The following is a 10,933-nucleotide window of genomic DNA, read 5'->3' on the forward strand; positions in this document are numbered from 1 at the left end:
CTCCTACAGGGGCGTGTTGTCAGTTGGCTTTGCGCAAGGCCGCATGCTGCGGGTTGAAGGTCAGTACGGCGAGCAACGCAAACAACAGCGTCAGCCCCATGCACACCGCCAACGCCAGTGGATTGAAGCGCTCATACAGGGCAAAACGCACCAGCTCCACCGCATGGGTAAACGGATTCACCGCGCACAGCCAGTACAACCACTCGCTGGCGTCGCGCATCTTCCACAGCGGATACAGCGCCGATGACAGGAAAAACAGCGGGAAGATCACGAAATTCATCACCCCGGCAAAGTTCTCCAGCTGGCGGATCGCGTTCGACAGCAACAGGCCCAGGGCGCTGAGCAGCAACGCCACCAGCAGCAGGGTCGGCAACGCCAGCAACAGCCCCATGGCGGGTGGCCGCACGCCGTAGACCCAGGCAATCGCCAGGAACGCATACACCTGCAACAGCGAAATCAGTGACGTGGCCAGCAGCTTGCTGCACAGCAGAAAGGTTCGGGGCAGGGGGCTGGTCAGCAGCACGCGCATGCTGCCCATCTCGCGGTCGTAGACCATCGACAGAGACCCTTGCATGCCGTTGAACAGCAGGATCATGCACGCCAGGCCGGGAATGATGTAGACCTCATAGGGAATGTAGGTGTCGTAGGGCTCGATGATCGCGATCCCCAGCGCTGCGCGAAAACCGGCGGCGAACACCAGCAGCCACAGCAGCGGCCGCACCAGGGCGCTGAGAAACCGCGTGCGTTGCAGCACAAAGCGCAGCCATTCGCGCAGCACGATACCGCGCAAGCATTGCCAGTAAGCAGTCATTGCATGGCTCCCGTGGTTGTCAGGCGGGTGAAGGCCGAACCGAGATCGCCGCCGTGTTCCAGGCTCAGGGCATCGGCCTGTCCGCTGGCCACCAGCCGGCCTTGATGCAGGATCAGCAAGTCGTCACCAGGCTGCACTTCGTCGAGCAGGTGGGTGGTCCAGAGCACGCTGATGCGCTCCTCGCGACACAGGCTGCGGATGTGTTGATTGAGCGCCAGGCGACTCGCCGGGTCGAGGCCGACACTGGCTTCATCGAGCAGCAACAGGCGCGGCTCGTGCAACAGGGCGCGGGCAATTTCCACCCGGCGGCGATGGCCGCCATTGAGTTCACGCACCCGTTCGCGGCGGCGGTCGGTCAGGGCCTGGCGGTCCAGTTCGGCGTCGACCCGAAGGTCGGTCTGACGCCGGGACAGGCCATGCAATGCGGCGTGATAGCGCAGGTTCTGCTCGACGCTGAGGTCCAGGTCCAGGGTGCTTTGCTGGAACACCACGCCCAATTGCCTGAGTGCCGGGCGTGCGGCGCTGCGCAATGAATTGCCACCGACGCGGATCTCGCCGTGCTGCAGATCATAGAGCCGGGTCAGCAGGGCAATCAGGGTCGACTTGCCGGCGCCATTGGGCCCCAGCAGCGCAGCGAAACGCCCGGGCTCCAGGCTGAAACTCACTTTGCGCAAGGCCTCTCGAGTACCGTAGGCGAAGCTCAGGTCGCTGACTTCAAGGGCGTTCATGGCGTCACCACCACGCCCCAGGGGTAGCGCCCGACCTTCACCGATTTGCTGACCTTGAGGCTGTCGACATCGATCACCGACACGTCACTGCTGACGCCGTTGGTGGCCAGCAGTTGCTTCTGGTCCGGGGTGAACGCCATCTGCCAAACCCGTCTACCCACCAGCAGGTAATCGACAATCTCGAAGGTTTTGGCGTCGACCACCGCGACGTGATTGGCCGGGCCGAGGGCGACGAAAGCGTATTTTCCATCGGCGCTGAGCTTGATGCCCACCGGTTGCACCTTGTCCGGATGCACGCCCTTGATCTGGAAGTTCAGGGTCTTGAGCGCGGTGCGGCTGGCCACGTCGAGAATGGTCACGGTGCCGCCGATTTCCGCCGAGGCCCAGAGTTGGGCGCCGTCCGGGGAGAACTCGACGAAGCGCGGGCGCTGGTCCACCAGGGTGCTGTCGGCCAAGGTCTGGGTACTGGTGTCGATCCAGTGCAGCATGTTGGTGGTTTCGCTGGTATTGACCGCCCACTTGCCGTCGGGGCTCACCGCCATGCCTTCGGGTTCGACACCGACGTTGATCTGGCCGAGTACCTTGGAGGTCTCGGTGTCGATCACCGTGACCAGCGCATCGTCTTCGTTGGAGACGTACAACCAGCGATTGTTCGGGTGCAGGGCGAATTGCTCGGGGTCTTTGCCCGAGGGCAGTTCCTTGATGATCTTGCGCGTGGCCACGTCCATCACCTGGACCCGGTCCGAGTCACTGGCGCAGATGTACAGCAGCTTGCTGTCATGGGACAGCAGCAGGCCGCGGGGGCGCTGGCCGACGGGCAGGGTGTCGGTGACTTGCAGGGTCTGCAGGTCGATCAGGCTCAGGCTGTTGTCCTTTTCGTTGGAGACCCAGGCAGTGCTGGCAACGGCATGGCCAGCGGCGAGCAGCATGACCCAAGAAAGTAGGGAGCGGCAGAGCAGGGTGCGGCGCATGGCGGATTCCTTGTTGTTGTGATGATCGGATCAGGGAAAGCGGCAGCTGACCTCGGGCTTGTCGTAACCCAGACTGTCCATCTCGTTGAACGGGTGCAGAAAGCCGTCCTGGGGTGAGGTGCTGACTAGCGCCCGGGGCTGGACGATGGGAATCGGCTGGCGCAACTGGCCGTTCCACGGCCGGTAGCTGAGCTTGCGTCCCTTGAAGCCATCCAGCGGCAGTTGATCGCTGATTTCCAGCGTACGGATCGCCATTGGCTCGGCCTGGCGCAGTTTGCTCACGGCGCTGGCGATACTGCGCACGGCCATCCAGGCGGCGAAATCGCGGTCATTCATCCAGCGCCCGGTCAGGGCTTCGAAGCGTTTTTGCAGCTGCGCGGCACCGTAGGTTTCCACAGTCTTGTGCCAGCCCACCGGGGTCAGGCCCTGGGTGCCGGCGACCGGGCGCGGGTACCAGGTCTGGTAGGGCACGTATTCACCGAAGTCGCCGCGTTCATCGGCCACCAGTACCACGTCGTACTCGGCGGTCTGGGTGAACAGCGGCATGTCGGCCTGGGCGCTGCGTCGCTGGTCGTTGTCGAAGCTCCAGGTTTTTTCCGCCACCAGTTGCAAGCCGAAGCGCTTGGCGGCGCGGCGCAGGGCGGCGGCATAGGCTTGATCGTCCGGCGTCGGGCCGACAATCAGCAGCGCTCGCTGCCATTTGCGCAGCACCAGAAACTGCGCCAGTGCATCGGCGAGCATCGCCCGGCTCGGCAAGGTGTGCAGCACGTTCGGCAGGCAATCGGAGGTGCGCAAGTTGTCGTCCGGGCTGCCGGCGTTGAACAGCAGGCTGTCGGGCAGTGCGGCACTGAGTTGGCGCAGGCTGGTGGCAGGTGCGTTCACCACGAACAGGCGCAGGCCTTGTTCATGCTGCACCTTTGCCGCTTCGAGCAAGGCCTCGGGGCTGTCGACACTGGCGCTGAACAGACTGTAGCCGTGGTTGAGAAAACGCCCGGTGCTGTTGCTGTCGGTGATCGCCAGTTCGGCACCGCGCAGCCCGGCATCGGTGGGCTCGGGGATGACGTTCGACAGCAACGGGCCTGGGTCGGGGCGATAACCCAAATAGCCGATGCGCACCTGCAAAGGTGCATCCGCCGCCTGGCTCTGGGTGGCCAGGCCGGCGGCGCAGGCAATCGCCAGCAGGTAGATCAGGGCGTAAGGGGCAAGCTGGCGCATAGGGCACTCCATTACAGGTAGCGCCAGCTTAGGTAGCCCGTGATGGTGAGGAAATATGCAGAAAGTACCGGTGGTGTCCATCCGGCGCCTTACTACCAAGGGACTAGGTGGCGACCACCAAAGCAGCATGGGGTGAGTGCGATACCGTTTCTAAGATGGCTGCCATAGCCTCTGCCAAGAGGTTTTGCGTGCAATCCAGAGGGCATAACAATGACAACAAAACGCAACGCCTTGCTCGTGACCGGGCTATTGGCCAGTTTGATCAGCGCAGGTTCCGTCTGGGCCCACGGCAACGTGGTCCCACAAGCCGTGGCGACCCCGGGGCTGACCCCGATCAAGGACGCCGGTGTGCAACTCGATGCCGATGGCTGGGCCGCGGTGAACCCGTATCGCACCGCTGCGGAACACGACAAGGCAGTGGAAATCGGTGCCTCGGCCTACACCCAGAATTGCGCGGCCTGTCATGGCCTGGAAGCCAAGTCCGGCGGTATCGCCCCTGACTTGCGCATGCTCGATGTCGGCGAGGCGGGCGATGAATGGTTCGCCGAACGGGTGCGCCATGGCGCGGTGCGCGACGGTCGGGTGTACATGCCGAAGATGGCCGATTACCTGAGCCAGGAAGCTCTGTGGGCGGTGCGCACTTATCTGGACACTGTGCACGTCGAGGAGTGACCCATGCGCCTGCTCGCGGTGTTGATCGGCGCTCTGTGGCTGTGCTGCCAGCCGGCGCAGGCGCAGGTTCGCAACTACGACGAAATGATCGCCGCCGGGGAGCTGAAGGTGGCGGTCTACAAGGACTTCGCCCCCTACAGCTTTGAAAGCGCCGGAAAGCCCCAGGGTGTCGATGTCGAACTCGCCGAAGCCTTGGCCAAGGCGCTCGGCGTGCGCCTGACGCTGATCTGGGCGCCGGCGGGAGAAAAGCTCGATGACGACCTGCGCGATTACATCTGGCGTGCCAGTGCCTTGCACAACCAGCAACTGGCCGACCTGATGATGCGCGTGCCCTATGACCGTGACTACGCGCAGAAGCGCAACGAGTTCGGCGAACTGGTCAACGGCCACGTGGTGATGTTCGGTCCGTACCAGAACGAGCAATGGCAGGTGGCTTATGACCGCCGGCGGCTGGACAAGGTCGCCAGCGTCGCGGTGTTCGAGCAACACCCGATTGGTGTCGAAGTCGACAGCGTACCGTCGTTCTACCTGACCTCGGTGTTCAACGGCATGCTCGCCGGCAAGACCCATCACTATCCCGGCGTGCGCCAGGCGTTTGCCGCGATGAAGGCCGGTGAGGTCGACGCGGTGATGGCCATGCGCGGCGAGATCGACTGGCAAGTGCATGAAGCGGCCGACCCGCAAGTGGCACTGGCTGAGAACGCCTATCCGAACATGGGCAAGCAGCTCTGGGAGATCGGCATGGCGGTGCACGAAAGCAACCGTCAACTGGCCTATGCCGTGGAAGAGGCGCTCGAAGGCCTGATCCGCGAGGGCGCGGTGAAGACCATCTACGGCCATTACGGCCTGCGTTACGACGTGCCCGAGATGTATCAATAAGGAGCAGGCGATGAAATGGCGAAGGAGTTGTCTGTTGGCCTGCTGGTTAAGCCTGGCGGCACAGGCCGCCGAAATCGATCCCGGCAAAGACCCGGTGCCATCGGTGATGTGGACGTTCTATCACCAGCAGTTTCTTGGCAATGCGCCGTTCGTTTTCGACGATCGGGTCAAGTTGCTGGCGCCGCCGTTTGCCGAAGATGCCCGGCAGGTGCCGCTGGAAATCGACGCCCGGGCGTTCAACGGCGAGGTGGTGAAAATCCTCGCCTGGGCCGAGCTGAACCCTTTGCCGAAAATCGTCGACTTCCAGCCGCTGAATTCGGTTTTGCCCTGGTTGTCGTTGCGCATTCGCATCGAACAGGCCACCCCCTTGCGCGCGGCGGTGTTGACCCGTGACGGCCTGTGGCATGTCGGCTCGACCCTGATCGACGCGGCAGGTGGCGGCTGCACTGCGCCGAGCGTGGTACGCAGCCAGCCGGGCTGGGAGGAGCACATCGGCGAAGTGCTCGGCGGGCGTTATCCCCGGGGCGAGTTCAGCCGTTTGCGTTTGCAGGTGGCCCATCCCATGGACAACGGCATGGTCAGTGGCATCCCGGAATTCTTCATCAACCATGCCGAGTTGCGTGACCGTAGCGAGCAAGTGCTGGCCCGGCTGGAGCTGTTTCCCGCGGTCAGTGAAAACCCCAACCTGGCCTTCGACATCGAAGGGGCAGGGCAAACGCGCCTGCTGCTACGGGACAACAGCGGCAATGAGTTCGATGCGTCGATCCCCTGACCCCAAGGAGCGTGGCATGCGCTGGATCCTGTTGATGGTGTTAAGCGTCAGTCTGCCGGCCCTGGCCGATCTTGAATACTCGCTCAAGCCCCGGCAGATCGCCCAGGACACCTGGCTGCTGGAAGGCAGCACGGATAATTTCGCCAAGGCCAACGGCGGCAACATCGTCAACACCGCGTTTATCGTCACTGAACGCGGTGTGGTGGTGATCGACACGGGGCCGTCCCGGCGGTACGGCGAAGCGATGCGCAAGGCCATTGCCGCCACGACCGACAAGCCGGTGATCGAGGTCTTGCTGACCCATCACCACCCGGATCATGTGCTGGGCAATCAGGCCTTCAGCGACGTGCCGATCGGCGCCTTGGCCGGCACCACCGAGCTGTTGCACCGGCAAGGCGATGCCATGGCCGGAAATATGTACCGGATGGTCGGCGACTGGATGCGTGGCACCGAAGTGTTGTTGCCGACTCAGACGCTGACACCCGGCGTGAAAAGTTTTGGGAATCACGATTTGCGTCTGCTGAGCCTGGGTGGGCATACGGGCGCGGATCTGGCTATTCTCGACCAGCAAACCGGCGTGCTGTTTGCCGGGGACCTGGTGTTTTATCAACGGGCCCTGACCACGCCCAACAGTCCAGGGCTGTCAGTGTGGCTGGCGGACATTGCGACCCTGCAAGGCTTGCCCTGGACGCTGATCGTGCCGGGCCATGGGCCGGTGGCCAGTGATCGGCAACCCTTCGAGCAAATGCGCGATTACCTGACCTGGCTCGATCAGCTGATGCGCGACGGCGCCGCCAATGGCAGCGACATGGCCGAGATGATCCGCAGTCCCATCCCTGAACGCTTTGCCGGGATCAACCTGAGCCGTTATGAACTGATCCGCAGCGTCAGCCATCTGTACCCGCGCTACGAGCGCGAGCGGATGACGCGGGTGGATGCCATCCGCTAACAGGCGACCCACATCCCCTGTGGGAGCGGGCTTGCCCGCGAAGGCGGAGTATCAGGCGACATCGATGTCGAATGTGCCGGCCTCTTCGCGGGCAAGCCCGCTCCCACAGGGGGCAGTGTCGATCACAATATCCCGTATTTATCTCACACGACCCGCTACTAAGGGATTAGCAATCTCCTCATTGCGGGCAATTGTTGCCAGGGCGGCGGCGCCCAAGAATCTGCACCAGACCGGGAAAATTTTCCGGACATAACAAAAATCCGCAGAGGAAGCCGTCATGACCCAACCCGCACGTCGCCAGCCCTTCGTCTTGAGCCTGCTACTCAGTGCCATGCTGTTGTCCGGCCAGGCATTGGCCGGGGTTTCCGACCAGGACATTCTCCAGGACCCGAAGAACCCGGAACAGGTCGTGACCAACGGCTTGGGCGTTCAGGGGCAGCGTTACAGTCCGCTGGATATTCTCAACGTCGACAACGTCAAGGAGCTGCGACCGGCCTGGGCGTTTTCCTTCGGCGGTGAAAAACAGCGTGGCCAGCAAGCGCAGCCGATGGTCAAGGACGGCGTGATGTACATGACCGGTTCCTACTCGCGGGTGTTCGCCGTGGATGCACGCACCGGCAAGAAACTCTGGCAATACGACGCGCGCCTGCCGGATGACATCCGCCCCTGCTGCGACGTGATCAATCGTGGCGTCGCGCTGTATGGCGACCTGGTGATTTTCGGCACCCTTGACGCCAAGCTCGTGGCGCTGAACAAGGACACCGGCAAGGTGGTGTGGAGCAAGAAAGTCGCCGACCACAAGGAAGGCTACTCGATCAGTGCCGCGCCGCTGGTGATCAACGGCAAGCTGATTACCGGCGTGGCCGGTGGCGAGTTCGGTGTGGTGGGCAAGATCGAGGCCTACGACCCGAAAAACGGTGATCTGCTGTGGACCCGGCCGACGGTCGAAGGCCATATGGGCTACGTCTACAAGGACGGCAAAGCGGTGGAGAACGGCATCTCCGGCGGCGAGGCGGGCAAGACCTGGCCGGGCGATCTGTGGAAAACCGGCGGCGCGGCCCCTTGGCTTGGCGGCTATTACGACCCGGAAACCAACCTGCTGCTGTTCGGTACCGGCAACCCGGCGCCGTGGAACTCGCACCTGCGCCCTGGCGACAACCTCTACTCCTCATCGCGCCTGGCACTCAACCCGGACGACGGCACCATCAAGTGGCACTTCCAGAGCACGCCCCACGACGGTTGGGACTACGACGGCGTGAACGAGCTGGTGTCGTTCAACTACAGCGAAGGCGGCAAGGAAATCAAGGCGGCGGCCACTGCCGACCGCAACGGCTTCTTCTACGTGCTGGACCGCACCAACGGCAAATTCATCCGTGGCTTCCCGTTCGTGGACAAGATCACCTGGGCCACCGGCCTGGATAAGAACGGCCGGCCGATCTACAACGAAGCCAGCCGTCCCGGCGCCCCGGGCTCGGAAGTCAAGGGCAGTTCGGTCTTCGTAGCACCGGCGTTCCTCGGCGCGAAAAACTGGATGCCGATGGCTTACAACCAGGACACCGGGTTGTTCTATGTGCCGTCCAACGAATGGGGCATGGACATCTGGAACGAAGGCATCGCCTACAAGAAAGGCGCGGCGTTCCTCGGCGCCGGATTCACCATCAAGCCATTGAACGAAGACTACATCGGCGTGCTGCGGGCCATCGATCCGAAAACCGGCAAGGAAGTCTGGCGTCACAAGAACTATGCGCCGCTGTGGGGCGGGGTGCTGACCACCAAGGGCAACCTGGTGTTCACCGGCACGCCTGAAGGTTTCCTGCAGGCGTTCAACGCCAAGACCGGCGAGAAGGTCTGGGAATTCCAGACCGGCTCCGGCGTGCTCGGCTCACCCATCACCTGGGAAATGGACGGCGAACAGTACGTTTCGGTGCTCTCCGGCTGGGGCGGCGCGGTACCGCTGTGGGGCGGTGAAGTGGCCAAGCGCATCAAGGACTTCAACCAGGGCGGCATGCTCTGGACCTTCAAGCTGCCCAAGGACCTCGTCGCCAAGCACTGATCGAGTGGAGGCACCCTTGAAAACGCCTTCGCCGGCAAGCCGGCTCCTACAAAAATCGAGCATATCACCGGGATCCGTGTAGGAGCTGGCTTGCCAGCGAAGAGGCCCTCGAGCCTTGCATTACCAATGAAGGCGCCTTCGCCGGCAAGTTGGCTCCTACGACCAAATAACGAGAGCCCCTCCTGCCAACGATGCATTCGTCTGGCACGCGGGGCTCTCTAGTATCGGCTCATCGCCTGTCAGCACGACAGGCATCGACCCAGACAGAGGCCCACCATGATCTACGCACAACCCGGAACCCCAGGCGCCGTCATTACCTTCAGGCCGCGCTACGGCAACTTCATCGGTGGCGAGTTTGTCGCTCCGATCAATGGCGAGTACTTCACCAACACCTCGCCGGTCAACGGTGAAGTGATCGCCGAATTCCCGCGCTCCAGCGCCGCCGACATCGACAAGGCCCTCGACGCCGCCCATGCCGCTGCCGACGCCTGGGGCAAGACCTCGGCCCAGGACCGCTCCCTGGTGCTGCTGAAAATCGCCGATCGCATCGAGCAGAACCTTGAGGTCCTGGCCGTCACCGAAACCTGGGACAACGGCAAGGCCGTGCGCGAAACACTGAACGCCGACGTGCCGCTGGCGGCCGACCACTTCCGTTACTTCGCCGGCTGCATCCGCGCCCAGGAAGGCGGCGCCGCCGAGATCAACGAGCTGACCACGGCCTATCATTTCCATGAGCCCCTGGGTGTGGTCGGGCAGATCATTCCGTGGAACTTCCCGCTGCTGATGGCCGCCTGGAAACTCGCCCCGGCCCTGGCCGCCGGCAACTGCATCGTGCTCAAGCCTGCCGAGCAAACGCCGCTGTCGATCATGATCTTCGCCGAACTCATCGCCGACTTGCTGCCAGCGGGCGTGCTGAACATCGTCCAGGGCTTCGGTCGCGAAGCCGGCGAGGCCCTGGCCACCAGCAAGCGCATCGCCAAGATCGCCTTCACCGGCTCGACCCCGGTGGGCGCGCACATCATGCATTGCGCCGCCGAGAACATCATCCCGAGCACCGTCGAGCTGGGCGGCAAGTCGCCGAATATCTTCTTCGAAGACATCATGAACGCCGAGCCCGCGTTCATCGAAAAGGCTGCCGAAGGCCTGGTGCTGGCGTTCTTCAACCAGGGTGAAGTCTGCACCTGTCCGTCCCGGGCGCTGGTGCAGGAGTCGATCTACGAGCCGTTCATGGCCGAGGTGATGAAGAAGATCGCCAGGATCAAGCGCGGCAACCCGCTGGACACTGAGACCATGGTCGGCGCCCAGGCGTCCGAGCAGCAATACGACAAGATCCTCTCGTACCTGACCATTGCCCAGGAGGAGGGCGCCGAGCTGCTCACCGGCGGCGCGGCCGAACGTCTGGAGGGCGACCTGTCCAGCGGTTACTACATTCAGCCGACCCTGCTCAAGGGGCACAACAAGATGCGTGTGTTCCAGGAAGAAATCTTCGGCCCGGTGGTGGGGGTCACCACTTTCAAGGACGAAGCCGAAGCCCTGGCCATTGCCAACGACAGCGAGTTCGGCCTCGGTGCCGGCCTGTGGACCCGCGACATCAACCGCGCCTACCGCATGGGCCGGGCGATCAAGGCCGGGCGCGTGTGGACCAACTGTTACCACCTGTACCCGGCGCACGCCGCGTTTGGTGGCTACAAGAAGTCCGGCGTCGGCCGGGAAAACCACAAGATGATGCTCGATCACTATCAGCAGACCAAAAACCTGCTGGTGAGCTACGACATCAATCCGCTGGGGTTCTTCTGATTCGACTCGAAATCGGGTAATGGCCTTCGCTGGCAAGTCGGGTCGCCGCATCGCAGCTCCTACAGGTTTGCGCAATACCTGTAGGA

10 protein-coding genes are annotated in these 10,933 nt (G+C 63.0%); 6 read left to right on the forward strand and 4 right to left on the reverse strand.

All coding sequences use genetic code 11. The features are described 5' to 3' along the window. Nucleotides 1-19 precede the first annotated feature (19 nt). The 4 genes from AC1D19_RS18875 to AC1D19_RS18890 are packed head-to-tail and all read right to left on the reverse strand — an operon-like array spanning nt 20 to nt 3,725. Nucleotides 20-811: an ABC transporter permease gene (locus AC1D19_RS18875; protein WP_477764099.1), complete on the reverse strand. Its 792-nt coding sequence runs from the start codon at nt 809-811 to the stop codon at nt 20-22. Continuing rightward, a complete protein-coding gene (locus AC1D19_RS18880; RefSeq protein WP_477764100.1) occupies nt 808-1,539 on the reverse strand; it encodes an ABC transporter ATP-binding protein in 732 nt (243 codons plus the stop codon). Before AC1D19_RS18880 ends, AC1D19_RS18875 begins: the two co-directional genes overlap by 4 nt. Next, entirely contained in the window at nt 1,536-2,510 is a 975-nt protein-coding gene (locus tag AC1D19_RS18885) for a YVTN family beta-propeller repeat protein (RefSeq protein ID WP_477764101.1), read from the reverse strand. Before AC1D19_RS18885 ends, AC1D19_RS18880 begins: the two co-directional genes overlap by 4 nt. A 30-nt stretch (nt 2,511-2,540) precedes the next feature. Next, nucleotides 2,541-3,725 (reverse strand): ABC transporter substrate-binding protein, encoded by a 1,185-nt coding sequence (locus AC1D19_RS18890; protein WP_477754593.1) that lies wholly within the window; start codon nt 3,723-3,725, stop codon nt 2,541-2,543. 210 nt (nt 3,726-3,935) lie between these two features. Between AC1D19_RS18890 and pedF the strand changes: the two genes are divergently transcribed. The 6 genes from pedF (at nt 3,936) to exaC (ending at nt 10,847) form a co-directional block, all read left to right on the forward strand. After that, nucleotides 3,936-4,397: a cytochrome c-550 PedF gene (gene pedF / locus AC1D19_RS18895; protein ID WP_477764102.1), complete on the forward strand. Its 462-nt coding sequence runs from the start codon at nt 3,936-3,938 to the stop codon at nt 4,395-4,397. 3 nt (nt 4,398-4,400) lie between these two features. Beyond that, on the forward strand, nt 4,401-5,276 hold the full coding sequence (locus AC1D19_RS18900; RefSeq protein ID WP_477764103.1) for a substrate-binding periplasmic protein: 876 nt from the start codon (nt 4,401-4,403) through the stop codon (nt 5,274-5,276). 10 nt (nt 5,277-5,286) lie between these two features. Then, nucleotides 5,287-6,048 (forward strand): quinoprotein dehydrogenase-associated SoxYZ-like carrier, encoded by a 762-nt coding sequence (locus AC1D19_RS18905; RefSeq protein WP_477764104.1) that lies wholly within the window; start codon nt 5,287-5,289, stop codon nt 6,046-6,048. A 16-nt stretch (nt 6,049-6,064) separates the two neighbouring features. After that, a complete protein-coding gene (locus tag AC1D19_RS18910) occupies nt 6,065-6,997 on the forward strand; it encodes a quinoprotein relay system zinc metallohydrolase 1 (RefSeq protein ID WP_477764105.1) in 933 nt (310 codons plus the stop codon). Nucleotides 6,998-7,274: 277 nt separating this feature from the next. Further along, entirely contained in the window at nt 7,275-9,050 is a 1,776-nt protein-coding gene (locus AC1D19_RS18915) for a PQQ-dependent methanol/ethanol family dehydrogenase (RefSeq protein WP_110661132.1), read from the forward strand. 276 nt (nt 9,051-9,326) lie between these two features. Then, nucleotides 9,327-10,847, forward strand: coding sequence for an acetaldehyde dehydrogenase ExaC (gene exaC, locus AC1D19_RS18920; protein ID WP_477764106.1), 1,521 nt, complete (start codon nt 9,327-9,329; stop codon nt 10,845-10,847). The last annotated feature ends 86 nt before the right edge of the window (nt 10,848-10,933 follow it).

This window comes from Pseudomonas sp. P1_C12 (assembly GCF_056406435.1).

Bases quoted from the DNA above. Each gene is read 5' to 3' on its own strand.
- AC1D19_RS18875 (WP_477764099.1), bottom strand. From the start codon at position 811: ATGACTGCTTACTGGCAATGCTTGCGCGGTATCGTGCTGCGCGAATGG.
- AC1D19_RS18880 (WP_477764100.1), bottom strand. From the start codon at position 1,539: ATGAACGCCCTTGAAGTCAGCGACCTGAGCTTCGCCTACGGTACTCGA.
- AC1D19_RS18885 (WP_477764101.1), bottom strand. From the start codon at position 2,510: ATGCGCCGCACCCTGCTCTGCCGCTCCCTACTTTCTTGGGTCATGCTG.
- AC1D19_RS18890 (WP_477754593.1), bottom strand. From the start codon at position 3,725: ATGCGCCAGCTTGCCCCTTACGCCCTGATCTACCTGCTGGCGATTGCC.
- pedF (WP_477764102.1), top strand. From the start codon at position 3,936: ATGACAACAAAACGCAACGCCTTGCTCGTGACCGGGCTATTGGCCAGT.
- AC1D19_RS18900 (WP_477764103.1), top strand. From the start codon at position 4,401: ATGCGCCTGCTCGCGGTGTTGATCGGCGCTCTGTGGCTGTGCTGCCAG.
- AC1D19_RS18905 (WP_477764104.1), top strand. From the start codon at position 5,287: ATGAAATGGCGAAGGAGTTGTCTGTTGGCCTGCTGGTTAAGCCTGGCG.
- AC1D19_RS18910 (WP_477764105.1), top strand. From the start codon at position 6,065: ATGCGCTGGATCCTGTTGATGGTGTTAAGCGTCAGTCTGCCGGCCCTG.
- AC1D19_RS18915 (WP_110661132.1), top strand. From the start codon at position 7,275: ATGACCCAACCCGCACGTCGCCAGCCCTTCGTCTTGAGCCTGCTACTC.
- exaC (WP_477764106.1), top strand. From the start codon at position 9,327: ATGATCTACGCACAACCCGGAACCCCAGGCGCCGTCATTACCTTCAGG.